General features: G+C 70.1%; 22 protein-coding genes. 9 read left to right on the forward strand and 13 right to left on the reverse strand.

All coding sequences use genetic code 11. From position 1 onward, the window contains the following. Positions 1 to 182 precede the first annotated feature (182 nt). On the forward strand, positions 183 to 608 hold the full coding sequence (locus BMZ18_RS05775; protein ID WP_068360666.1) for a MarR family winged helix-turn-helix transcriptional regulator: 426 nt from the start codon (positions 183 to 185) through the stop codon (positions 606 to 608). A gap of 76 nt (positions 609 to 684) precedes the next feature. Here the strand turns inward: BMZ18_RS05775 and thrC are convergent, their stop codons facing one another. The 7 genes from thrC to BMZ18_RS05810 form a co-directional block, all read right to left on the reverse strand. Further along, complete coding sequence (gene thrC, locus BMZ18_RS05780; RefSeq protein WP_068360617.1) at positions 685 to 2,133, reverse strand: threonine synthase; 1,449 nt, start codon at positions 2,131 to 2,133, stop codon at positions 685 to 687. A 52-nt stretch (positions 2,134 to 2,185) separates the two neighbouring features. Next, positions 2,186 to 2,989: a DNA-formamidopyrimidine glycosylase family protein gene (locus BMZ18_RS05785; protein WP_068360614.1), complete on the reverse strand. Its 804-nt coding sequence runs from the start codon at positions 2,987 to 2,989 to the stop codon at positions 2,186 to 2,188. A 2-nt stretch (positions 2,990 to 2,991) separates the two neighbouring features. Continuing rightward, entirely contained in the window at positions 2,992 to 4,110 is a 1,119-nt protein-coding gene (locus BMZ18_RS05790; RefSeq protein WP_068360611.1) for a spore photoproduct lyase family protein, read from the reverse strand. A gap of 8 nt (positions 4,111 to 4,118) precedes the next feature. Then, positions 4,119 to 5,195: an adenylate/guanylate cyclase domain-containing protein gene (locus BMZ18_RS05795; RefSeq protein WP_068360609.1), complete on the reverse strand. Its 1,077-nt coding sequence runs from the start codon at positions 5,193 to 5,195 to the stop codon at positions 4,119 to 4,121. Next, a complete protein-coding gene (locus BMZ18_RS05800) occupies positions 5,185 to 6,633 on the reverse strand; it encodes an HAD-IB family hydrolase (protein ID WP_244516434.1) in 1,449 nt (482 codons plus the stop codon). The genes BMZ18_RS05795 and BMZ18_RS05800 overlap by 11 nt, the downstream gene beginning before the upstream one ends. Beyond that, positions 6,630 to 8,918 carry a glycerol-3-phosphate 1-O-acyltransferase gene (locus BMZ18_RS05805; protein WP_068360606.1) on the reverse strand — a complete coding sequence of 763 codons (2,289 nt, stop codon included), beginning with the start codon at positions 8,916 to 8,918 and terminating at the stop codon, positions 6,630 to 6,632. Before BMZ18_RS05805 ends, BMZ18_RS05800 begins: the two co-directional genes overlap by 4 nt. Positions 8,919 to 9,104: 186 nt before the next feature. Continuing rightward, positions 9,105 to 9,590 carry a pyridoxamine 5'-phosphate oxidase family protein gene (locus BMZ18_RS05810; RefSeq protein ID WP_068104657.1) on the reverse strand — a complete coding sequence of 162 codons (486 nt, stop codon included), beginning with the start codon at positions 9,588 to 9,590 and terminating at the stop codon, positions 9,105 to 9,107. Positions 9,591 to 9,705: 115 nt separating this feature from the next. Here BMZ18_RS05810 and BMZ18_RS05815 point away from each other — a divergent pair, with 115 nt between their 5' ends. Together BMZ18_RS05815 and BMZ18_RS05820 are read left to right on the forward strand one after the other, a co-directional pair. Beyond that, positions 9,706 to 10,422: a DUF6319 family protein gene (locus tag BMZ18_RS05815; RefSeq protein WP_068360603.1), complete on the forward strand. Its 717-nt coding sequence runs from the start codon at positions 9,706 to 9,708 to the stop codon at positions 10,420 to 10,422. Positions 10,423 to 10,477: 55 nt separating this feature from the next. Beyond that, a complete protein-coding gene (locus tag BMZ18_RS05820) occupies positions 10,478 to 11,149 on the forward strand; it encodes a chymotrypsin family serine protease (protein WP_068360601.1) in 672 nt (223 codons plus the stop codon). Between the two features lie 186 nt (positions 11,150 to 11,335). Here the strand turns inward: BMZ18_RS05820 and BMZ18_RS05825 are convergent, their stop codons facing one another. Both BMZ18_RS05825 and ilvD read right to left on the reverse strand, forming a co-directional pair. Then, on the reverse strand, positions 11,336 to 11,797 hold the full coding sequence (locus BMZ18_RS05825; RefSeq protein ID WP_068360598.1) for a DUF6764 family protein: 462 nt from the start codon (positions 11,795 to 11,797) through the stop codon (positions 11,336 to 11,338). A gap of 148 nt (positions 11,798 to 11,945) precedes the next feature. Beyond that, entirely contained in the window at positions 11,946 to 13,715 is a 1,770-nt protein-coding gene (gene ilvD, locus BMZ18_RS05830) for a dihydroxy-acid dehydratase (RefSeq protein WP_068360595.1), read from the reverse strand. Positions 13,716 to 13,996: 281 nt separating this feature from the next. On the opposite strand from ilvD, the gene BMZ18_RS05835 reads away from it, so the two are divergent. Then, positions 13,997 to 14,533 (forward strand): sigma-70 family RNA polymerase sigma factor, encoded by a 537-nt coding sequence (locus tag BMZ18_RS05835; protein WP_068106726.1) that lies wholly within the window; start codon positions 13,997 to 13,999, stop codon positions 14,531 to 14,533. 2 nt (positions 14,534 to 14,535) lie between these two features. On the opposite strand, the gene BMZ18_RS05840 is transcribed toward BMZ18_RS05835, so the two are convergent. Both BMZ18_RS05840 and lppU read right to left on the reverse strand, forming a co-directional pair. Next, positions 14,536 to 15,897, reverse strand: coding sequence for an MFS transporter (locus BMZ18_RS05840; protein WP_068360589.1), 1,362 nt, complete (start codon positions 15,895 to 15,897; stop codon positions 14,536 to 14,538). 9 nt (positions 15,898 to 15,906) lie between these two features. After that, positions 15,907 to 16,509: an LppU family putative lipoprotein gene (lppU, locus tag BMZ18_RS05845; protein WP_068360660.1), complete on the reverse strand. Its 603-nt coding sequence runs from the start codon at positions 16,507 to 16,509 to the stop codon at positions 15,907 to 15,909. 53 nt (positions 16,510 to 16,562) lie between these two features. Here lppU and BMZ18_RS05850 point away from each other — a divergent pair, with 53 nt between their 5' ends. From BMZ18_RS05850 to BMZ18_RS05865, 4 genes are all read left to right on the forward strand, one after another. Next, complete coding sequence (locus BMZ18_RS05850) at positions 16,563 to 17,609, forward strand: ATP-dependent DNA ligase (RefSeq protein WP_068360657.1); 1,047 nt, start codon at positions 16,563 to 16,565, stop codon at positions 17,607 to 17,609. Continuing rightward, the gene (locus tag BMZ18_RS05855; protein ID WP_068360587.1) at positions 17,609 to 18,694 is read left to right on the forward strand and encodes a DNA polymerase domain-containing protein; all 1,086 of its coding nucleotides are present in this window, start codon (positions 17,609 to 17,611) and stop codon (positions 18,692 to 18,694) included. Before BMZ18_RS05850 ends, BMZ18_RS05855 begins: the two co-directional genes overlap by 1 nt. A gap of 195 nt (positions 18,695 to 18,889) precedes the next feature. Then, on the forward strand, positions 18,890 to 19,438 hold the full coding sequence (locus tag BMZ18_RS05860) for a MerR family transcriptional regulator (RefSeq protein WP_244516435.1): 549 nt from the start codon (positions 18,890 to 18,892) through the stop codon (positions 19,436 to 19,438). Positions 19,439 to 19,447: 9 nt separating this feature from the next. Continuing rightward, complete coding sequence (locus tag BMZ18_RS05865) at positions 19,448 to 20,083, forward strand: RES family NAD+ phosphorylase (protein WP_068360654.1); 636 nt, start codon at positions 19,448 to 19,450, stop codon at positions 20,081 to 20,083. 45 nt (positions 20,084 to 20,128) lie between these two features. Here the strand turns inward: BMZ18_RS05865 and nhaA are convergent, their stop codons facing one another. Together nhaA and BMZ18_RS05875 are read right to left on the reverse strand one after the other, a co-directional pair. Continuing rightward, positions 20,129 to 21,973: a Na+/H+ antiporter NhaA gene (gene nhaA, locus BMZ18_RS05870; RefSeq protein ID WP_139203867.1), complete on the reverse strand. Its 1,845-nt coding sequence runs from the start codon at positions 21,971 to 21,973 to the stop codon at positions 20,129 to 20,131. Positions 21,974 to 22,065: 92 nt separating this feature from the next. Next, complete coding sequence (locus BMZ18_RS05875; RefSeq protein WP_068360581.1) at positions 22,066 to 22,626, reverse strand: Dps family protein; 561 nt, start codon at positions 22,624 to 22,626, stop codon at positions 22,066 to 22,068. A 154-nt stretch (positions 22,627 to 22,780) separates the two neighbouring features. Between BMZ18_RS05875 and BMZ18_RS05880 the strand changes: the two genes are divergently transcribed. Further along, positions 22,781 to 23,791, forward strand: coding sequence for a zinc-binding metallopeptidase family protein (locus BMZ18_RS05880; protein WP_068360578.1), 1,011 nt, complete (start codon positions 22,781 to 22,783; stop codon positions 23,789 to 23,791). Positions 23,792 to 23,799 lie beyond the last annotated feature (8 nt).

The following is a 23,799-nucleotide window of genomic DNA, read 5'->3' on the forward strand; positions in this document are numbered from 1 at the left end:
GTAACTATCTCAGTTTCTTGATGATTCAGCAACTGAGATACTTTGACGCGGGTAGTCTGACTGCGGTCGAAGGAGTGTCGATGTCAGTCCAGGACAGCCGTCCCACCGCCGGTGTACCCCACGGCGATCCTGCGGAACCGCCGTCGCACCGGGCCGAACTGGAGTCGCGCATCGCGTCGGACATGCGCGCGATGACCGCCGAGTCCGATCGTCTCGGTCGCGTGTTCGGCGCGCAGCACAGCTTGAGCGCCAACGACTTCCGCGCGTTGTTGCACATCATGGTGGCCGACGTGAGCGGTCGCCCCGTCTCGCCGGGCGAGCTCGGCTCCGTCCTCGGCCTGTCCTCGGCCGCGATGACCTACCTCGTCGAGCGCATGATCACGTCCGGCCACATCCGCCGCGAGCCGGACACCCGCGATCGACGACGGGTCATCCTGCGCTACGACGAGCCCGGCATGGAGGTGGCCCGCGAGTTCTTCGGTCCGCTCGGCGTGCACGTCCGCGACGCCATGGCCGACCTGCCCGACACCGACCTCGACGCCGCCCACCGCGTCTTCGGCGCCCTCACCGCTGCGATGGCGGCCTACCACCGTGAAATAGCCGGCTGACGCCGGGTGAAATAGCCGGCTGACGCCGGGTGAGATCGCCGGCTGACGCCGGGTGGGATAGCCGGGTGACTGCTCCCTAGCGCCCGGTGTGCTCGGCGATGACCGCCTTCACCCGGTCCGCGTCCGCCGGAACCACGTCGAATTTCTGCGGCAGGTCCTCGATGCCCTCGAACGCCGCCGGGCGCTCCGGGTCACGGCCGAGCGCTTCGCGGACGATGTCGGCGAACTTCGCCGGCAGCGCCGTCTCGAGCACGATCATCGGCACACCCGCGGTGAGGTGGTGCCGGGCAACGGTGACACCGTCGGCGGTATGCGGGTCGATGGCGACCCCGTACCGCTCGTGGACGTCGCGGATGGTCTCGACACGGTTGCCGTGGGTGCTGCGTCCGGAGACGAACCCGAAATCGTCGGCGATACGGTCGAACTCGGGAGTGCCGGTGAAGTCGAAGCCGCCCTCGGTGTCGAGGCGGGAGAACAGCTCGCCCAGCCGGGCGGCGTCGCGATCGACCAGGTCGTAGAGGAACCGCTCGAAATTCGAGGCCTTCGAGATGTCCATGCTCGGGCTCGACGTGTGGTGGGTCTCGGCGGCCGACCGCGGCCGGTAGACACCCGTGCGGAAGAATTCGTCGAGCACGTCGTTCTCGTTCGTGGCGACGACGAGGCGGTCGATCGGCAGACCCATGCACCGGGCGATGTGCCCCGCGCAGACGTTGCCGAAGTTGCCCGACGGGACGGAGAACGACACCCGCTGCCCCGGGCCGTCGGTGGCGAGCAGCCAACCGTGGACGTAGTAGACGACCTGCGCGACGACGCGCGCCCAGTTGATGGAGTTCACGGTGCCGATGGCGTGGTGCGCCTTGAACTCCGCGTCGCGCGAGACGGCCTTGACGATGTCCTGGCAGTCGTCGAAATTGCCCTCGACCGCCAAGTTGACGATGTTCTCGTCCTGCAGGCTGAACATCTGCGCCCGCTGGAAGCTGCTCATCCGGCCGTGCGGGCTCAGCATGACCACACGGATGCCGCGCTTGCCGCGCATCGCGTGCTCGGCGGCGCTGCCGGTGTCCCCCGAGGTCGCGCCGAGGATGTTCAGTTCGGCGTCGTCCCGGGCCAGCGTGTACTCGAAGAGGTTGCCGATCAGCTGCATCGCCATGTCCTTGAAGGCGAGCGTGGGCCCGTTGGACAGGCCCAGCAGGTGCAGCGGCGCGCCCTCCTCCTCGCCGAGCGTGCGCAGCGGAGTGATGAGCGCGGTGTCGTCGCCGGGGCGGCCGTTGCAGTAGACCTCGGCGGTGTAGGTCCGCCGGGTGATGTCGCGCAGCGCGTCCTCGGGGATGTCGTCGACGAACTTCCGCAGGACCTCGTAGGCGAGATCGGCATAGGAGAGCGACCGCCACGACTCGAGCTCGTCCGTCGTCAACTGCGGGTACTCGGCGGGCAGGTAGAGCCCGCCGTCGGGGGCCAGGCCGCCGAGCAGGATGTCCGAGAAATGCTGGGGCACGTCGTGGCCCCGCGTGGACTGATACTGCATCACTGTCTTCCTGATCGCCGGCCGGGTACGGCAGTCAACCTATCACCGCACGTCAGGGCCGGTCCGGACCCGGCTGGCAGTGCGGGCACCACCAGGTACGACGACGCTCGGGATCGCCCGGCACCTCGGCCACCACGCGGATGGTGGTGCCGCAGCGCAGGCAGGGTTTGCCGGCTCGTCCCGCCACCCAGTGTTGCCGGCCGGGACGGGTGTCTCCGGTGGTCACCTGCATCGCGCCGGGCACGGTCGCGGAATGACGCATCGTCCTGCGGGTGAGGGCGACCAGCCGATCGGCGTCGACCTCCGACGCGGGAACCCAGGGGCCGAGACCGCGCAGGAAGCACAGTTCGTTCGCCCAGAGGTTGCCCGGCCCCGCCATGACGCGCTGATCCAGCAGCACCGCGATCACCGGCCGCGGATCCGCGCGGACGTTCGCGGCGGCGAGCGCGGCGTCGAAGTCGTCGCGCAGAGGGTCCGGGCCGAGGTAGGCGAGGGCGCGGGCGGCGTCGGGCGTGGTCATGAGCTGCACCAGCGGCAGCGTGATGCCGTACGCCGTGGGTCCGTCGACCACACCGAGCTCCACCCGGACGTCGGGAGCCAGCCGACGCGGCAGCCGTCGGCCCGGCCGGGTCACGGTCCACGACCCGGTCATCTTCAGGTGCGTGTGCAGGGTGAGGCCGTCGTCGAAGTCCGTGAGCAGGTGCTTGCCGATCGTGCGATGCCCGAGCACCGTCCGACCCGACAGGTCGGCGGTCGCGTGGGCGGGGACGTTCAGCCGTCCGACGGCGAGCCGCTGTCCGTCGAGCGCGGGCCGGAGCCGACGCGCGAGCGCGAAGACGGTGTCCCCTTCCGGCACGGCTAGGTCCAGTAGAGCAGCTGCGCGGACGGGACCGTGCGGTCGAGCTCGGCGGTGAACCACGAGCGCATCTCGGCCATGACGTCCTTCGGGTACACGTACTTGACCCCGCCGAACTTCGATCGCTTGGCGCTGCGCGCGTCCTCGTCCATCTCCAGCTTCGTGGCGGGGTACCAGCCGAGCAGCACGTCCTTGCTGGCGGGCGTGAAGCGATGCGTGATGATCTCGGCGGTGAGGTCGAGGTCGGGGACGTCCGCCACGGCGTCGGCCAGGTCGGCGAGCAGCTGCCCGTACTGCTCACGCCACCCGGGGATCGGCATGATCGGGGCGATGGTCACACCCACCGGGTACCCCGCGCGGGCCAGGGTGCGCAGCGCCGCCAATCGCGCGGGCATCCGGGCGGTGCCGCTCTCGAACCGGTGGGCGACGTCGGCCGCGTTGACCGAGAACCGCACCCGCGTGCGCCCGCCGTGGTCCAGCGTGGCCAACTCGGTGACGTCGTCGAACTTGGTGGTGAAGCGGATCGAGGCGTCTTCGCCGAACTCGCCGGCGCCGACCCGTGCGATCGCGGCGGCGAGCGATCCCGTCACCCGCTCGATGCCCAACGGGTCGGTGTAGCAGGACATCTCGAACGTCGTGCCCTCGTGTGCGCGCTCGGCGGTGCCGGACGTGATCGTGCCCCGGCCGACGTGCGTGGCGATCGGCGCGAGCACCTCGTCGAGGTTCGCGTACACGCGGGTGATCGGCGGCCCCGACAGCGAGCCCGCCAGGTAGCAGTACTGACAGTGCGCGGGGCAGCCCTTGGCCAGGTCGATGCGCCAGTCCGCGCTCGGCGGAATCGGCTGGGGCTTGCGGGCACTCGGCGGGGCGACGACGACGGCCAGGGTGGACTTCGCTCGGGCGTACACCTCGCGGTCCGATCCGCCCCGCACGCCGGTGATGCGGTCGCCGGACAGCATCGTCACGTCGTCGACTCCCGCGGCCTCGCACCGCCGCAGGATCTCGGCGGTGTGCGGCAGGTCGGCCGCGGACGCCGTGACGACGACGTGCTTCGGTGTCCACAGGCGGGTGGGCTGCACGAGGTCGGACGCCGCGGCGGGAGTGGCCAGGGAAGAAGTCATTGCCCTGGTCAACGCCCGGAGTCGCTCGATCCTTCCCGGTCGCCGCCGTGATCACGGTTGTGCCGCAGGGCGAAGGTCCGCAGTTTGTGGAAGCCGCGTACCCGGAGCGGCCGCAGCGACTTGAGGTAGAACTCGTCGACGTCCGCCAGGGCCTCGGCCGTGTGCTCGTCGACCAGGACGGTGCCGGGATGGGCGTTGCTCGTCAGGCGCGCGGCGATGTTGACCACCGAGCCGTACAGGTCGCCGAACCGGGCCAGCGCCGGACCCAGCGCGATGCCCACCCGCAGCGCCGGCACGTCGTCACGGTCGGCGAACGCCTCGTGCAGTCGCAGGGCGATCCGGGCCGCGTCGACCGGATCGGCGCACTGGAACATCACCTCGTCGCCGACGTTCTTGACCACCGACCCGTGCCCACGAGCGACGACCTCGCCGGCCACCGACTCGAACTCCTCGAGCAACGACGTCAGCTCGTCGACGTCGAGTCGCCGAGTGAGCGAGGTGTATCCGACCATGTCGGCGAACCCCACCGCGAGGGTGCGCCTGCTGTCCGGCGACCCGTCGATGTCCAGTGACCGTCCCGCGACGGCCGCCAGGTGGCGACGCCACACGTAGTTCTGCAGGGTCTCGAGTGCCGGGACGGTGTCGGCCGCCAGTTCGCGGGCGTCGTGTCGGATGCGATCCGGATCGCTCGTGCCCGCCGCGTCCTCGTCCTCGCGAATACGCGCGGCGATATACGCGTTGACCACGCCCACTTGCCATTCCGCCAGGCGTGACATCGACTGGCCGAGCGTACGGGCGACGGCCAGCTCCATCGATTCCTCGACGACGTTACGGTCCACCAACGTCGTGAGTGCACGCAGCGCCTCGACGTCGGCGTCGGTGTACATGACCGCGTCCGGGTCCGGATTCACGGGAAAACCCATGGCGACCCACAGGCGTCGGGCACGGTCGAGATCGACACCGGCGCGCCGGGCTACCTCCTCGCGGGTGTACGACGCCGAGGATTCGAGCAGAGCGTCCTCCACCCGGCGGCGGGTGGCGTCGGCGGTGTCGGTGTGGCTGCCGCTGTCGGTGTTATCGGACATGGCCGAGCGTCCGCTCGTAGAACTCGCGGACCTCGGCGATGTGCTCGTCGAGCGTGTCGGGGGTCCAGTCGTCCGTGGGAACCGGTGCGCCCACGGTCACCGTCACCTTGCCGGGGTGCGCCGTGAACGCGGACCGGAACATCACGTCGCCGGCGCCCTCGAGGACCAGGGGCACCACCGGCACGCCCGCCTCCATCGCCAGGTGGAAGGCACCCTTCTTGAATCGACCCAGTCGCGAGGTCGGCATCCGCGTGCCCTCCGGGGCGATAGCGACGGAGGTACCGTTCTGCAGCTTCTCGATGGCCGGTTTGATCGCGTCGCGGGCCTGCGCGCCGTTCGCCCGGTCGACGTAGGCGACGTCGAACAACGCGCCGAGCGGCGCGAACCGGGGGTCGCGCGCCAACTCCTTCTTGGCGACGGCGGTGATGTCGCGTCGCAAGACCCGGGCGACGACGATCATGTCCATCGTCGACTGGTGGTTGAAGAGGAACACCGCCGGCCGGTGCGACCAGGCGTTGGCCTCGTCGATCACCTCCACCTCGATGCCCGTCAGGGCCAACGCGAGTTCGGGCGCCACGGAATTGGTGATGTTGGCGCCCACCCGTCGTGACCCGCTCAGCAGGCCGAGCGTGGCACCGAGTCCGGCGCTCGCCAGCACCGAGCCGAGGGCGGCGACGCTGCGCACGGTCGACGTGACGTCGACACCCGTCGTCGGCTTCTGCAGCCGGACGCGCGCCCAGCCGCGGTCGCGGGCGGTGCGGTCGAGGTCGCCGTCGGGATTGAGCGCGACGGGGATGCCCACCGTCTCGAGCATCGGCACGTCCTCGGCGCCGTTCGAGTAGCCGAAACACCCCGTGAGATCGACCTTCTCGGCCGCCGCCCAGTCCTGGATACCCGCTGCCTTGCGTGGACCCCACAGCGACAGACCGTCGAGCGAGCCGGTGAGCACGCCGTCGTCCCCGATCTCGGGATGGGTGCAGATGAGGGCGTCGAAACCGAGGTCCTCCGCCACCGGGGTCGCCTGGTACGGCGTGGCCGACGTCGAGAGCACGATGCGGTGCCCCCGCGCCTTGTGTGCGGCGATCAACGTGCGCACCTGCGGGAAGATCTGCGACGCGATCTCCGACCGGAACAGCAGGTAGGCCTGCTCCATCAACTCCTCGTGCGTCTTGCCGGCGAGAGCGCGCACCGCCTTGTCCATGAGGTTGTCCACCGTGGTGCCGCGCAGCCGCATCTCGACGACGGCACTGCTGATGTCCCACAGTTCGAACAGGTCGACGTCGAAGCGGCGTAGACGCTCCTTGAACACGGCCGTGGCCGAGTACCCGTCGATCACGGTGCCGTCGAAGTCGAAGAACGCGACCACCTCCGGGCCCTCGGGGGCCGCGGCGACGAGGTCGAGCAGATCGGTCAGGGACTGGGCCGGGCGAGAGGTCACCGTGATTCTCCGGATCGGTCGGGGTCGGTCGGGTGGTCGGCGAGCGGGGAGTCGGCGGCACCCTCGTGCCCGGCGAGTCTGCGGTACACCATGGCTCTGATTCGACGCGACACCCGCCCCCAGGCGGCGATCTCCACCGCGAACTGCTCGCGGCGCTCGCGCACGTCCGGTGCGTCCGAGTTCAGGATCCCTCGGTTGTCCGCCAATTGCAGTGCCGTGTCGAACAATTCGTTGGAGATGGCCTCGCTGTGATCGAGCTCCTGACGGAGCCGGCGCGAATGCGCGACGCCGAGGCACTCGGTGAGGAACGATGCCTTGTCGAACTCGGCGTTCGGGTCGGCGAGCACCAGGCGATCGGCCACCACCTGGTACGCCTCGAAGATCGGCTGCAGCACGCGATGGGCGAGGTGGAACGGCTGACGCTCGAGGGTGCTGACGGCGTAGCCCGGGGTGTCCAACCGGTCCCGCCAGCCCGGGTCGATCAGGTCGACCTCGGCTTCCAGACGCGCCCCGAACTCCCGCTTGTCACCGAAGAAGAACTCGAACTTGAGCAGGTCGCGCAGTTCCAGCGCGGACCGCCACAGATCGGCGGCCCCGGCCACACCCTGCGGGCAGTCCTCGGTGCGCAGCACCACCAGTTCGCCGATCGCGCGCATGACGAAGAAGTGGATGGTGTTGTTCCGGAAGAACGAGGCGACCAGGTGCTTGTCCTGCGCCAGCAGGTAGAGCGGCTCCGGGCCGTCGTCGAACCGCGTGACGACGCCGGCCGTCACCTGGGTGCGCAGCGCCGCGGTGACGACGGCGCGATCGGTCAGGTCCACACCGCCGGCCGTCGGCAGGCCGCGTAAGCGGATGTAGTGCGCCAGCGGATCGATCACCCCGCACATCTCGGCCATGTCGAGGGCGCGGTCCTCGGTGCCGAGCATCGCCATCGCTACCAACGCCGTCGGCGTCACGGGGGTGGCCTCGTTGATGGCGTGCGACACCGCCAGTGCGGCCCGCTGCACCGCCACGCGCTTGTCCTCGTGTTCCTCGAGGAAGGCGCGGACGGACATGGGCGTGCCGAACCGTAGATAGACGGTGCCGCGGATCTTGCCCTGTGCCCGGACGTAGTCGATGGCCATCCTGATGCCCTCGGCCTGCTTCTGCGCGCCGTGCATCTCCGCCGTCATGGCCCCGACCTCGTGCAGGCGGTCGTAGGTGATCGACGTGGGCACCAGGTACGCGTCGGCCGCCGTGCTGGTCTCGAGGGCGTCGACCAGATAGGTGAGCAGGCCGAAGCGGGGCGGCCGCAGCTTGCCCGTCCGGGACCGACCACCCTCGATGTACCACTCGAGGTTGAACTTCTTGCTCAGCAGGAAGCTCATGTACTGGCGCAGGGTCCACTTGTAGACGTCGTCGGAGAACTTCCGCTGGATCAGCACCACCCCGCTGCGCTTGGCCAGCGGGCCGATGGGCCAGAACCCGACGTTGATGCCGCCCATGACGTGGTTCAAGGGCAGACCCTGGTCCAGCAGCGCCGGCCGCAGCACCAGCGGATCGAGGTACGACCGGTGATTGGGCAGGAAGACCAGGGGATAGGACTTGTCCAGTTCGCGCAGCGCGGCGAGAGACTCGTCGTCGATCTCCACGCGGTAGGCCCGGGAGAAGAACGCTCCGAGCTGCCCCCACAGCTCCACCGCCTGCTTGTTCTCGGTGGCGACCATCTCGTCGAGGATCTTGTGCACCCGCGCCCGAACCTCGGCCAGCGGAGTGTTCACGGACTTCGACAGCTCGGCCAGGTCGCGTCGGAACTGCGATCGCTCGGTCAACTCCTCGACCACGAACCGCGGCACCTTGTACTCGTTGCCGATGATGTCGCGCTCGGCCCGGTCGAGGGTCAGGCTGGCCTGCCGCGCCACGTACGTCGACAAGGAGCGGCCGGCCGTCGCCTCGAACCGCTGGCGCAGGTCGCTCAGCGTGGCCGGTTCGCCGACGGCGACCCGGGCGTCACCCTTGCGGGGACGGATCCAGCGACGCAGGCCCCGCGACGGCGTATCCGGCTTGGTGTGAACCACCCGTACCGGGGTGACCAGCGGGTCGCCGTCGGTGAGACCGTCGAGGACGCGGTCGAGCGCGCGACCCGTCATCGGAACGGTGCGCGGATCCGGAACCCGGCTGTGCCGCTCGATCCACGCCGAGGCGATCTGGACGTCCTCGTCGGTCACCGCGTCGATCAGGAACAGTTGGTCCCGCGCCGCCGCCGTCGACGAGGACGTGTCGGACGGGGTCGTGTCCAGCGACATGGCGTGCCTTCTCCCGAGAACGAGGCGGAGCCGCCCCGTCACGAGCCCCGGGGCGAAGAGAACCCGTCGAACGGTACGCGGCAGAGCGGTACGGCGGTGCCGATTTCGGAGCCTCCCCGACCGCTCACAGCTGTGTCCGCTGGAAGCGAACAGCGGGGTCCGCTCCGAGCGAACGGTCCGGTCGCGTCAGGACAGGTCGACGGTGTCGTTGGTGCCCACGTCGGGGCGATCGCCGGTGATGCGGGACTTGGCGTACGCGATCAGCGTGGACACCTTCGATCCCGGGGCGGACCAGTACTCGGCGCCCTCGGCCTCCACCTTGATCAGGACGATGCCGTCGGACTCCGGCCCGTCCTGGAACCACGCGGCGACGCCCTGGCTCCACAGGTCCTTCTTCTTCGCGTCGTCCCGGACGACGGACGCGCGGCCCGAGACCGACACCCACGAGGTGCCGGACTGGAATGAGATGCCGACGGACGGGTTCGCGCCGATGTCGGCCACCTTGCGCGAGTCGGCTGCGGCGAAGAACCAGAGATCGCCGTCGAACTCCGTCTCCTGCAGGGCCATCGGTCGGGCGATGAGGTGCCCGTCGGTGGAGGTGGTGGTGAACATGCAGAGGTTCGCGTCGGAGAGAAGCTCGACGACGTGGGCGCGGGAATCGGTGTCGGTCATGGGCGGCGCGTACCCGGGGAGATCGGCTCGCAACCACCGACGACGACGTCGGCGGAGGTGTCGGGACCTCGTGACAGACTGACGTGTCTCCCGTGTCGTCCCCGAAAGGACACTCATGGCTTCGTCCCGTCGGCGACCCCCGGCCGATGCCCTCACCCAGGACGATCTGACCGCGCTGCAGGCCGCGCTCGACGCCGGCAAGCGCGCCACCGTCTACCTCCGGGAAGCCACGCCGTCGCTGGGGCTCGACGCCGGTGCGTCCGCGCGAGTGGTGTCCATCGACGGCACCACGGTCACCGTCAGTCCCGCCGGGGTGGACGATCAGTTGCCGTACGAGGCGGAGGAGCTCCGGCGTTCGCGCACCGCGCCCGTGCCGGCGAAGGCTCCCCGTGCTGCTCGGGCACCGCGGTCGGCCCCGGCGCCCACCCCGGCTCCGGCTCCGGCGGCTCCGACCCCGGTCGCCGCTACGACACCCGCTCCCGCAGCGAGGCCCGCGCCACCCGCGGTGTCGACACCCACCTCTGCCCCGGCGAAGCCCCGTCGCTCGAAAACGGCTCCCGCGCCGATCGTGGTCACCGTGGCGTCGGGACCGGACGACACGTGGACCGTCACGGTGTCGCACGGCGCGCGCAAGGCGGGCAAGCCCACGGTCGTGACCGCCGATCGAGTGCTCGAGGCCGTGCGAGCACTCGGTGATCCGGCGGCGTCGGAGGCCGTGGAGGAGAAGGTCGAGGCCGCTCGGGCCGCGGCGCGCGAGCGGGTCGAGGCCCTCAGCCGGGAGCTCGAGGACGCTCGCCGAGTTCTCGATCGATTGACCGAGCAGGGCAACTAGTACGGATTCACCGCCCGGGATTGCTACGGTGTGCGGGAACTCCGGAGGGGAATACATGCTGAAGAAACTCGTCGTCGCGGCTGCCGCTGCTCTCGCTCTGACCGCCGGCGTCGGCGTGGGCACCGCGTCCGCCGCACCCGTCGCCGTGTTGGGCGGTGGGTCCGGCATCCTGATCGCCGACAGCTCGGGCAAGGGCAAGTTCGACTGCACGCTGACCACCGTCGGCACCGACAACGCCGGTCGCCTGGTCGGCATCACCGCAGGTCACTGCGGCGTTCCGGGTGACCTGGTGGGTGCGGAGTACCTGCCCGACGCCGGCGCGGTGGGCCGCATCGTCTCCTCGGTCGGCGGCCTCGACTACGCCGTGATCGAGTTCGATCGGAACCGCGTGGCCCCCACCAACCGCGTCGGCAACGTCACCATCACCGGTGTCGGCGAGCCCGCGACGTTCCCCGGCATCATGTGCAAGGAAGGTCGGACCACCGGCAACACCTGCGGCATCACGTACGGCGAGCTGTTCCAGAACGATCGCACCTACACCCAGATCTGCGTGCAGCAGGGTGACTCGGGTGGTCCGGTGGTCGCCGGCACCACGCTGGTGGGCATGGTGAACGCCTACCTGGGCATCCCGTGCATCGGCCCCGAGGTCGGCACCAACATCCGCGCGGTCTTCAGCGACATCAACCGTGGCGGCGGCGTCGGAACGGGCTTCGTTCCCACTCCCTGATCCATCACCCACACGAGCCCCGCACCGATCTCGGTGCGGGGCTCGTGTTTGTCACGGGGTCCGTCTCGGAGCGCAGTGTGCGGCTCGGGGCGTCGGCGGACGGGAATCCGGAGGATCCGACGCCGAGCCGCACGTGCTGCTCACCTCGAGCGGGCCGTGGCCTCGGTTCTGGCCTAGGTTCTGGCCTCAGTTCTGGCCGATGCAGGCCTTCAGCGTCGTGAGGTCGCCCGCGAAGCCGGGGCCGTCGCAGGTCACGCCGCCGAGGGAGTCGACCGTGATGGTGGCGCCGGGACCGGCGATCGCGATGGACAGACCGGGGTTGAGGCCGATGGCCTCGGCGACGCTTCCCGGTCCGAAGGCGATGGCAGCGGGTGCGGCGAAGCCGACGGCGGAGGATCCGGCGACGCCGCCGTTCAGGCCGAGAGCGAGTGCGAGGGCGTTACGGTTGGCGTCGGCGGTGGCGTTGCCGTAGGCCGCGGCGGCACTGGAGGCGTCGCTGGTGGCGGAGCACTCACCGGTGACGGAGTCCCGACCGAACGGTGCCTGACACGCGTCGACCGGAGCGGCCGAGGCGGTGGCGGGCAGGAACGCCGCGACACCCAGGGCCACACCGAACGCACCTGCGATGGACTTCTTCATGATGGACATACGCGCTGCCTCCCCAAGTTCGGGCAGCCCGGCGCTGCCCCGTCGACAGACAGAGTTCCCCCGCCATGTGACGACCGAAGCCCCGCCGGATCACGACTCGATCACGGTGGGGCTTCGGGTGGGTCACGAGCGGCGTGGCTCGGCGGGACTAGGTGCAGACGGCACCCTGCGACGCGGAGCCGACCAGCTTGGAGTACTTCGCCAGGACGCCGCGGGTGTAGCGCGGCGGCAGCGGTGCCCACCCCTCACGCCGGGACGCGAGCTCGGCCTCGTCGACCAGCAGGTCGAGCGTGCCGTTCGCAACGTCGAGGCGGATCCGGTCGCCGTCGCGGACGAAGGCGATGGGCCCGCCGTCGACGGCCTCGGGGGCGATGTGTCCGACGCAGAGGCCCGTCGTGCCGCCGGAGAAGCGGCCGTCGGTCATCAGCAGCACGTCCTTGCCCAGACCCGCGCCCTTGATCGCGCCGGTGATGGCGAGCATCTCGCGCATGCCCGGCCCGCCCTTGGGGCCCTCGTAGCGGATGACGACGACGTCGCCGGCGGTGATCGTGCCGTCCTCGAGGGCGTCCATCGCGGCGCGCTCGCGCTCGAACACGCGCGCGGTGCCCTCGAAGACGTCGGAATCGAAGCCGGCCGACTTCACCACGGCGCCGCCGGGGGCGAGCGATCCGGACAGGATGGTGATGCCGCCGGTGGGGTGGATCGGCTCCGACATCGCCCGCAGGACCAGGCCGTCGGGATCCGGCGGTGCGATGTCCGCCAGGTTCTCGGCGACGGTGCGGCCGGTGACGGTGAGGCAGTCCCCGTGCAGCAGACCGGCGTCGAGGAGGGCCTTCATGACCACGGGCACGCCGCCGATGCGGTCGACGTCCGTCATGACGTGCCGACCGAACGGCTTGACGTCCGCGAGGTGCGGGACCTTCGAGCCGACGCGGATGAAGTCGTCGAGGGTGAGCTCGACGTCCGCCTCGTGCGCGATGGCCAGCAGGTGCAGCACCGCGTTGGTCGAGCCGCCGAACGCCATGACGACGGCGATCGCGTTCTCGAACGCTTCCTTGGTCATGATGTCGCGCGCGGTGATGCCGCGGCGGAGGAGTTCGACCACGGCCTCACCGCTGGCGCGGGCGAACCCGTCGCGACGCTTGTCGGGGGCGGGCGGCGCGGCACTGCCGGGCAGCGACATCCCCATCGCCTCGGCCGCACTGGCCATGGTGTTCGCGGTGTACATGCCGCCGCAAGCGCCCTCGCCGGGACAGATGGCGCGCTCGATGGTGTCGACGTCCTCGCGGGACATCAGGCCGCGCGAGCAGGCGCCGACCGCCTCGAAGGCGTCGATGATGGTGACCTGGTGCTCGCTGCCGTCGGACAGCGTGGCGAAGCCGGGGAGCGTCGAGCCCGCGTAGAGGAAGACGCTCGCGAGGTCCAGGCGGGCGGCGGCCATGAGCATGCCCGGGAGGGACTTGTCGCAGCCGGCCAGCAGCACGGAGCCGTCGAGGCGCTCGGCGCTGATGACGGTCTCGACCGAGTCGGCGATCACCTCGCGCGAGACGAGGGAGAAGTGCATCCCCTCGTGGCCCATCGAGATGCCGTCGGAAACGGAGATCGTGCCGAACTCCAGCGGGTAGCCGCCGCCGGTGTGCACGCCTTCCTTCACCGCCTTGGCCAGGCGATCCAGCGAGAGGTTGCACGGCGTGATCTCGTTCCACGACGACGCGACGCCGATCTGCGACTTGCCCCAGTCGGCGTCACCCATGCCGACGGCTCGGAGCATGCCGCGTGCGGCGGTCTTCTCGAGGCCGTCGGTGACGTCGCGGCTGCGGGGCTTGACGTCGGGGTCGGTCGAGGTCGTGGTAGTGGTGCCGGCGGAATCGGCGTCGACGGCCTTGTTCTCGGAGGTGCTGCTGGGGGTGCTGCTCATGGCGAAAACCCTAGACCTGCGCGCGACCGCGCCGACCCGGGTGGTGTACCGCACGTCGAGGGCCGTGACCTTTTCGTGACCGTACGGTGTCCTGATTGCGATGTGCGTGTCGCAGGACCGCCGTCGAGCGCTGGCACTGTCGACTGCATCGAGCGCGATCCCGTGCTCCACGGACCGAGGTGATGACCGTGAACACTCTTGTCGCACAACCCGATTCGGTAACAGTCGGGACGCGCGTCGCGTCGACCCCCGCCCGGCGTTCCGAGACCGCCACCGGTGAGCTGGTGGACCTCCTCCTCGCCGTCGGGCGCGGTGACCGGGTGGCCTTCGCGCGGTTCTACGACCTCACGTCGTCCCGCGTCTACGGCGCCGTGCTCCGCGTCCTGCGCGACCGCGGGTTCTCGGAGGAGTGCGTGCAGGACGTCTATCTCGAAGTCTGGCAGAAGGCGCCCACGTTCTCGCCGTCCCAGGGATCCCCGGCGGCCTGGCTGGTCACCATGGCCCACCGCCGCGCGATCGACCGGGTGCGGTCCGAGCAGTCCCGGTCCGACCGCGAATCCAAGTGGGCCATGCTCGACGCCGCCATCGGCTCGGCGGACGGCGGCGATCGCTTCCTCGACCGTCGACCCGTGCTCGACGCGATGGCCGAGCTGTCGAGCCGGCAGCGCGAGTGCCTGTTCATGGCGTTCTTCGAGGGGTTGACCTACGCGGAGGCCGCCGATCGCATGGGCGTGCCCGTCTCCACCATGAAGTCGCGCATCCGCAGCGCGCTGGCCAAGCTGCGGGTGGACCCGCAGGTCGCCTGCCTCGCCGACTGACGTCAGACGCGCACGGGCGTTCGGACCAGCGCGAACGCTGCCGTTGCAGCGGCGAGGAGCAAGGCCACGCAAATCCACATGGCCGATGTGAAGCCCCGCCCCACCGTGTCCGCGTCCAGGGTTCCCGTGATGCCCACGAGGCCGGGCAGCGCGGCCACCGCCAGCAGTTGAGCGGTCCGCGCCACGGCGTTGTTCACCGCCGACGCCGCACCCGCGTGCTCGCTCGGGACCGATCCGATGGCCGCCGCGGTCAGCGGCGCGACCAGGATCGACAACCCCACCCCGAACACGACGACAGCCGGCAGTACCGCCCCGACGTACGTCGCGCCGGGGTGGATGCGCGTCATCAGCGCGAGCCCCAGTGCGGCCACGATCGGACCCACCGTCATCGGGATTCGAGGGCCGATGCGGTCCGCCAACGCGCCGGTGCGGGAGGACAACAACAGCATCGCGGCGGTGATCGGCAGCGTGGCGACGCCGGCCGTGATCGCGTCGTACCCCAGCGCGGTCTGCAGCTGCAGCAACAGCAGGAAGAACACCCCGCCCAGCGCGGCGTACGCCGCGACCGTCACCACGTTCGCGCCGACGAACGTCCGCGACGAAAACAGCGCCGGCGCCACCAGGGGGTGGTGGGCGCGTCGCTGCCACGCGGCGAACACACCGACGCCGACGAGCCCGAGTCCCACCGCCACCGCATTCGCGTCGATCGCGCCGAAGGTGACCGCGGCGAACGCGGCCACGACCAGAGCCGCGCCGAACCAGTCGAGACGACCCGTGGCGTCGGGATCCCGTGATTCGGGGACGTGGCGGGCGGTGACCGCCAGAACGACGACACCCAGCGGCACGTTGATCCAGAACACCGACCGCCATCCGGCGAGGTCCACCAGCCAGCCCCCGAGGACGGGTCCCACCGCAGCGGCCACCCCGCCGAGTCCCGACCACAGCCCGATCGCCGCGCCGCGGTCGCGGGGATCGAGTGACGCCGAGAGGATGGCCAGGGATCCGGGCGTCAGCAGCGCGGCGCCGATGCCCTGGGTCACGCGGGCGGCGACGAGCGCGTCGACGGTCGGGGCGAGCGCGCAGGCCACCGACGCGGCCGTGAACCAGACCGTCCCGACGGCGAAGAGGCGGGCGCGGCCGTAGCGATCACCCAGCGAGCCGCCGAGCAACACGAATGCGGCGAGGGTGAGGGTGTAGCCGGTGACCGTCCACTGCAGCCCCGAGACGGTCGCACCGAGATCGGCGGCGATGGCCGGAAGCGCGATGTTCACGACGGTGCCGTCGAGCATGGTCAGCGACGAGCCGAGCACGGTCGCGGCGACGATCCATCGCCCGCGAGGGGTGCGGAGGCGCGGGGCGTCCATCACGGTCGGTCAGGGGCTGTCGAAGCACACGACGAATTCCCGCTCGTCGTACACGTACGCGCGGTCGGTGTCGCAGTCGAACTCGTCCACGGAGTCCTGGACGATCTCGGCGACGCGGACGCCGTCGACCATCGGCTCCGAGCAGTCGGTGCGGACTGGATCCTCGCCGCCGAGGTCCATGCAGCCGCCCACCACGAAGTCGATGTCGAGGCACAGCGCGCCCTGTTCGACGCCGTCGAGAGTTTCGTAGTACGTCTGGTCGACGTCGGACGGGCACCCGCTCGACGTCGGTGACGACGCCACCACGACGTAGTTCGACTCGTCCGAGCCGCACGCGGCTTCCTCGATGGTCGCGTCGTTCACCGTGCCGCCGAGGCGTACGCAGTCACCGGGCGCGACGTCGATGGACACGTCTCCGCCCGACGCCGTGTTGGTCGGGGGGACGAGGCGATCGTTCGGGATCTCGGAGGTGGAGGACGCCGCCGGAGTGGTCGGCGCCGCGACCGGGGTGCCGGTGACCGTGGACGAACAGCCGGCCGCCAGAAGCGCCGCCGCGACCACGCCGAGCAGCAGCGCGACGGGGCTCGGGCGGCGTGTCCGGAGAAGAGGCATGGCGGTCACTGTAAGCCCGTGGGACGTCGGAGTCTCGTGCGAGGATGGCGGACGTGGACCTCCCCGTGATGCCGCCGCTGCAGCCCATGCTCGCCAAGGCCGCGAAGGTGGTGCCGGACCAGGGTGCACCGGATGCACTCTGGTCCTATGAGCCCAAGTGGGACGGCTTCCGCACCATCGTCTTTCGGGACGGGGACGAGGTGGTGCTCGGATCACGCGGCGGCAAGGACCTGGCTCGATACTTCCCGGAGATGGTGGCCGCGGTGAAGGAGGAATTGCCCACCCGCTGCGTCGTCGACGGGGAGCTGGTGGTCTCCCTCGAGCGCGACGGGTCGTGGCGCCTGGACTGGGACTCGCTCTCGGAACGAATCCACCCCGCGGACAGTCGCGTTCGCATGCTGGCCGAGAAGACGCCCGCGCGCTTCGTGGCGTTCGACCTGCTCGCCCTGGGTGACGACGATCTGACCGGCCGCCCGTTCGCCGAGCGGCGGTCCACGCTCGAGGGCATCCTCGAGCCGCGGGAGTCGCCGCGGTGCCACGTCACCCGGGTGACGGACGACGCCGCACTCGCCACGGAGTGGTTCGACCGCTTCGAGGGCGCGGGTCTCGACGGGGTGGTGGCCAAGCGCCTGGACGGGGTGTATCTGCCGAACAAGCGGGAGATGGTCAAGGTCAAGCACGCCCGGACGGCCGACTGCGTGCTCATCGGATATCGAATTCACAAGTCCGGCACCGGTATCGGGTCGATGCTGCTCGGGCTCTACAACGGGGACCGGCTGCAGATGATCGGGGGCGCGTCGGCGTTCACCGACGCCAAGCGAATCGAGTACCAGAAGGAACTGGAACCGTTGCGGATCGGCGAGGACGTCGTCTCCGACGGCGAGCAGACCCGATGGCGGTCCGGGGTGGACCGGACGTGGATCCCGGTGCGTCCCGAGCGCGTGCTCGAGGTGGCGTACGACCAGATGGAGAAGGACCGGCTGCGGCACGCGGCGCGCTTCCTGCGGTGGCGGCCGGACCGCGATCCCCTGAGCTGCACCTACGACCAGCTCGACACCCCCGAGCGGTACGACGTCGCCGACATCCTGGCGGGTGCGTGATGGCGACACCGGCCGCGTCGGTGCGGGCGGGCGAGCGCGACGTCCGCGTCACCAGCCCCGATCGGGTGATCTACGAGGCCACCGAGGCCGGACCCGCGATCACCAAACTCCAGGTGTGCGAGTACTTCTCGGCGGTCGGGCCGGCGATGATGCGCGCCGTCGGCGATCGCCCGACGGCGATGGAACGGTGGCCGGACGGGTACCGCGACGGCATGCGCCTGGCCACCGGGCCGCAGGACAAGGGCGGCGACGGCTTCTATCAGAAGCGGCTGCCGAAGGGCGCGCCCGACTGGATCGAGACGGTCGACATCACCTTCCCGAGTCGGCGCACGGCGGCCGAGCTGTGTCCGTCGGAGCCGGCGTCGTTCGTCTGGGCCGCCCAGATGGGCACGTTGACCTTCCACCCGTGGCCCGTCCGTCGTCCCGAGGTCGACCGGCCCGACGAACTGCGTCTCGACCTCGACCCGCAGCCGGGCACGACGTTCGCCGACGCGCAGCGCGTCGCGGAGGTGACGCGCGAACTGCTCGCCGAGCTGGGTCTTCGCGGCTATCCCAAGACCAGCGGCAACCGCGGAATCCACGTCTACGTGCGGATCCACCCGGAGTACACGTTCGAGGACGTCCGGCACGCGGCGATCGGTCTCGGGCGCGAACTCGAACGGCGTGACGACGGCGTGACCACCGCCTGGTGGAAGGAGGAGCGCGGGGAGCGCATCTTCCTCGACTACAACCAGAACAATCGGGACCGCACCATCGCGAGCGCGTGGAGCCTGCGCGCCCGGCCCGGCGCGCCCGTCAGTACCCCCATGACGTGGTCGACGTTGGCGCAGACGCGGGATCCTCGCGCCTACACGCTGCACACCGTGCCGGACTACCTGGCGGACGGCGACCCCTGGGCGGACATGGACGACGAGGCGTTCTCGCTGGACCCGCTGCTGCAGCTGTGGGAGACCCTGCCCGGCGGCGAGCTGAACTTCCCGCCCGACTATCCCAAGATGCCCGGGGAGCCCCCGCGCGTGCAGCCGTCGAAGAAGGTGGCCGAGCACTGGGACGACGACGGCAACAGGGTCCCGGATCACCGCTAGGGCAGCAGTTTCTCCAGCTCGCGGATCATCGTCGCCGTGTCGTGCGGGCCGTCCTGGCGCAGATCCATGCGCTCCCACTATTCTTGATTTGAGGACGCAAATACTTGTAAGGACGCAATGATGGACAACACGGCACGGAGCGTCGAAGACCGCTACCGCAACGGTGACCTCGACTTCGAGAGCGCGGTACGAGAAGTGACGGGCGCCGACTTCACCCGCGCGTTCTTCGCTCAGATCGTGCACGGGCTGAGTGCATCGAATCCGGCCGAGCCCGCCCTGTCCGAGCACGACGCCGCTGTGCTCCGGGAGGCCGGGTTCGTCACGGATCCGACAGCTGCCACGGCGGCGCGGCTGGATCGCCACATCAGGATGCAGAACCTGGTTCAAGATTCTCTCTCGGTGGCTCAGGCCGCAAAGCATCTCGGGGTCACCACAGCCAGGGTTCGTCAACGTTTGGCCGACGGAACCCTGTGGTCTTTCGATTCGGGCTCGACCCGGCTTCTCCCCCGCGCCCAGTTCGCGGCCGACGGTCCGGTGCCTCACCTGGACAAGGTGATGCCGCTGTTCGACCGAACACTCCACCCGTTGACCGTTCAGGCGCTTCTCACGGAGCCGCAGCCGTCTCTGACCGTCGAGGGCCGCCCCGTGTCGATCGTGCAGTGGCTCAGCGGTATTGCCGGAGCCGACCGGGAGATCGAGCAGGTCGTCGAAGTACTGACTGCTGCATCCTGGGAGTCGGCGTAGGTGGCGGCGATGCTGCCGCCGCCTCCGTCGATCGTCACCCTCCGTGATGCGGGGATCCTCGCAGGCGAACGACGAGCGTGGCAGCCCACCGATGTGCTGTGGCGGGTACACCGCACCACCGGCAGCCACGTTCTCCCGTGGAACGGGTTGCGGACGTTCGGACCGATCCTGCGATTCGACCATCACCCCCGTCCTCGCGACGAGCATCCCGACTACGGCATCTGGTACGGCGCATCGAGTCCCCGCGGCGCACTGGCCGAAGCGTTTCAGTCGGCGCGGGTCATCGACCGCCACTACGGCGATCCATATCTGACCGGGGTGCGCTGTCTACGGCCGCTTCGGCTACTCGACGTGTCCGGGATCGACGGCGGCGCGTGGGCGACCCGTGTCGGCGGTAATCACGCACTGGATTCCGCGGCCCACGGTCGCACCCAGCACTGGGCGCGCAATATCCACCGGGCGCACGCCGACCTCGATGGGCTGATGTACCGAGGTCGGTTCGCGGGCAGCGTGTGCATCGCCCTGGTCGAACGTGTCGAGGACGCGTTCCCCGTGCGGCCTGAGCTGTCTTTGCCGCTGACGCACCCCGCGCTCGCCGGACCGATCGATACCGCAGGCCGCCAACTCGGCTATGTCATCACCTGACGTTGCACACTGGGACGACGACGGCAACAGGGTCCCGGATCACCGCTAGGGCAGCAGTTTCTCCAGCTCGCGGATCATCGTCGCCGTGTCGTGCGGGCCGTCGTGCCGACGCGGCGTGTCGGCACCCCCCAGATAGAAGGCGGGTGTCCCCGGCAGTTCGCTGGTGAGCGCGTCGAGCTCGTCGTCCTCCACGCGGGTGACGAAGTCGCCTGTCCGTATGTCCTCCTCGTAGCGCTCCATGTCGAGGCCCACGGCGGCCGCGTACCCGTCGACCGCGTCGCGCTCCAGGTCGTCGCTGTGGCGGAACAGCGTGTCGTGCATCTCCCAGAACTTGCCCTGTGCCGCAGCGGCTTCCGCGGCCTGCGCGGCGTAGCGCGCGTGCGGGTGATAGTCGTCCAGCGGGTAGTGCCGGAAGACGTAGCGCACGCGGTCGCCGAAGTGTTCGCGCAGCTCCCGCGCGACGCCCGTCGCCTTGCTGCAGAAGGGGCACTCGAAGTCGCCGTACTCCACCACGGTGAGCGGCGCGTCCACCGGGCCGCGAACGTGGTCGCGTCGACCCACCGGCCGCAGCAGTTTCGTGGGCGGGCCCGCCGGCGGGGGCGCGAGCCGGGCGCCGAGGGCGAACACACCCCAGCCCAGCAGCGCCGCGATCACGGACGCGGACAGCACGCCCACGCGCGCCTCGTCCTGGAGCAACGGGTCCTCGAGCGCGAGGTCGACGATGAAGAGCGAGATGGTGAAACCGACGCCGGACAGTGCGGCGCCGCCTGCGATCTGCGGGAAGGTCAGTCCCGGTGCCAGCGCCTGCGGCCGGATCCGGGCGAACAGCGCCGTGGCGCCGGTTATGCCGACGAACTTGCCGATCACGAGCCCGAGCACGATGCCCCACGTGAGCGGAGACGTGGCCGCCGCGGTGAGCGTCTCGCGGCTCAGCACCACGCCGGCGTTGGCGAGCGCGAAGATCGGCACCACCAGGAACGCGGTGTAGGGCTGGTAGAGCCGCATCAGGCGCTCGTTGACCGACACCGCCCGCTCGAGCCCGAGCCGAGCGGCCCGCGCGTACTCGGGGTTCGGCGACTGGCGGAACGCCCGCGTCAGCGCGGCGGCGTGCTCCACCTCCCGCCGCCGGGGCGGGTAGACGGGCAGCAGCAGGGCGATCATCACGCCGGCGAGGGTGGGGTGGACGCCGGAGAGGTACATCGCCGTCCAGGTCACGAGCGAGACGACGAGGTATCCCGCACCCCGCCACACGCGCATCCGCCGCAGGAGCAGCACCAGCGCGAGGCCGAGGAACGACACCAGGAGAGGGCCGACGCGCAGATCGTCGGTGTAGACCACGGCGATGATCGCCAGGGCGCCGACGTCGTCCGCGACGGCGAGGGTCATGAGGAACACGCGCAGGCGTAGCGCGCGGGACGGCCCGACGACGGCCAGCAGACCGAGGACGAAGGCGGTGTCGGTGGAGATGACCACGCCCCAGGCCGCGGACGCCGGACCGGACGGGTTGAGCACCAGGAACAGCAGCGCCGGGACGGCCAGCCCCGCGACGGCGGCCACGATCGGCACGGCCGCACGGGAGGTGTCCCGCAGCTCGCCCATCGCGAACTCGCGTTTGACCTCGAGGCCGACGACGAAGAAGAACAACGCCATCAGCCCGTCGTTCACCCAGTGCTGGAGATCGAGTTCGATGCCGTGCGCGCCGACGGTGATCGAGAGCGGCGTGTGCCAGAAGGCCTGATAGGTCTCGCCCCACGGCGAGTTGGCCCACACCAGCGCGGCCAGCGTGGCAGCCAGGAGAAACGCGGCGGCGAGGGTCTCACTGCTGTCCCCGCGGCGGGCGTCGGCGATGCGCTCGACCCATCCGCGCACGCGCTCGCGGTGGGTGGTGATGGTCGAGTCGCTCACGCGGGCAAACTACACCGAACGCACGACAGCGCCGCACCCCGTCGGTCGGGTGCGGCGCTGCCCGTGAACGTCTCGGGTCAGTCGGCGTCGGCTGCGGCTTCCTTCTCCGAGGACGCGCCCGCGGTGGAGAGCTGACCACCGGCGTTCTCGAGATGCGCGCGAACGAACCAGTGGAAGAGCTCCAGCTGTCCGCTGTGGCCGATCAGGAGATCCTCGGTGACGGGATCGACGTCGCCGGTCTTCTCGATCGCCTCGCGGTAGTCCGAGATGACGCCGGAGTACACCAGGTCGAGGGCGCCGAGGTGCTCGATGGCCGGTGCGCGGCCGATGCTGTAGTCGTCCCACGAGCGCTGCGCGACGATGGTGCCGGGCGTGCCCTTGGGCGACCCGCCGAGGGTCGCGATGCGCTCGGCCACGTCGTCCGCGAATCCACGGACGGCCTCGACCTGCGGGTCGAGCATCTCGTGCACCGAGATGAAGTTCGGGCCCACCACGTTCCAGTGCACGTGCTTGAGGGTGAGGTGCAGATCGTTCAGCGCGTTCAGCCGATCCTGCAGGATCTCTGCCACGCGTCCGCCGTCCTCGGTGGACATGCCCGGAACCGTGTACGAAGCCGTCTTCTGCGTCGAATCAGTCATGGCCGCAGAGTTGACCGAGCCCCCCGTTCTCAAACCCTGCGCGGGCGGTTCGAGGCGCGTGTCACGACGGCTAGGCTGGGTATCCGACGCTCGCCCGAACGGTGGCGTCGCTGTCGGCCGAGTCCGACGGCGTGAGGAAGGTTACCCGGAATCCATGCGAGTGTTCTTCTGCCGCAAATGCGGTCAGCAACTGTCCTTCGAGAACTCGATCTGTCTGTCCTGCGACAGTCGGCTCGGCTTCCACCTTCCCGGCCGGAGCATCCAGGTGCTCGGTGACGATCTGACCGTCACCGTCGACGGCACCGTGTGGGGCCGCTGCGCCAACATCAAACGGGCGCGGTGCAACTGGTTGGTCGACGTGTCGTCGGGTGCCACGCTGTGCGCGTCGTGCGCCCTCACCCGGACCCGTCCCGCCGACAGCGACACCGAGGCGATGGCCGAGTTCGCCGCGGCCGAGACCGCCAAGCGCCGGGTGATCCTCGAACTCGACGAGCTGCACCTGCCCATCGAGGGGCGCGACGACAATCCGTCGGGCGGGCTCGCCTTCGACCTGCTGTCGAGCGCTCACCGCCACGTGATCACCGGCCACGCCAACGGGCTCATCACCCTCGATCTCGCCGAGAGCGACGACGCGCACCGCGAGCAACTGCGGGTGTCGATGGACGAGCCCTACCGCACCCTCGTCGGCCACTTCCGACACGAGATCGGGCACTACTACCAGACGGTGCTCGTGGGCACCGGCGAGCACCGCGGGCGGTTCGAGGAACTCTTCGGCAACCCCGACGACGACTACCAGGCCGCTCTGGATCGGCACTACAGCGAGGGCGCGCCCGACGGGTGGCGGAAGACCCACGTCTCGTCGTACGCCACGATGCACCCGTCCGAGGACTGGGCCGAGACGTTCGCGCACTACCTGCACATCCGGGACACGCTCGACACCGCGGCGGCCTACGCTTTCGCCCCCGCCGGCTCGACGTTCGAGGCGCCGCTCGCCGGTGACGTCGGGTTCGACCGCATCATCGACTGGTGGCTCCCGCTCACCTGGGCGCTCAACCAGCTGAACCGGTCCATGGGGCACCAGGACCTGTACCCCTTCGTGCTCCCCGCGCGCGTGCTCGAGAAGATGCGATTCGTGCACAGTCTCGTCGTGCCCGAGGTCGTCTGACCCCGGGT

The sequence above is a fragment of the Rhodococcoides kroppenstedtii genome (assembly GCF_900111805.1).
Lineage (GTDB): Bacteria > Actinomycetota > Actinomycetes > Mycobacteriales > Mycobacteriaceae > Rhodococcoides > Rhodococcoides kroppenstedtii.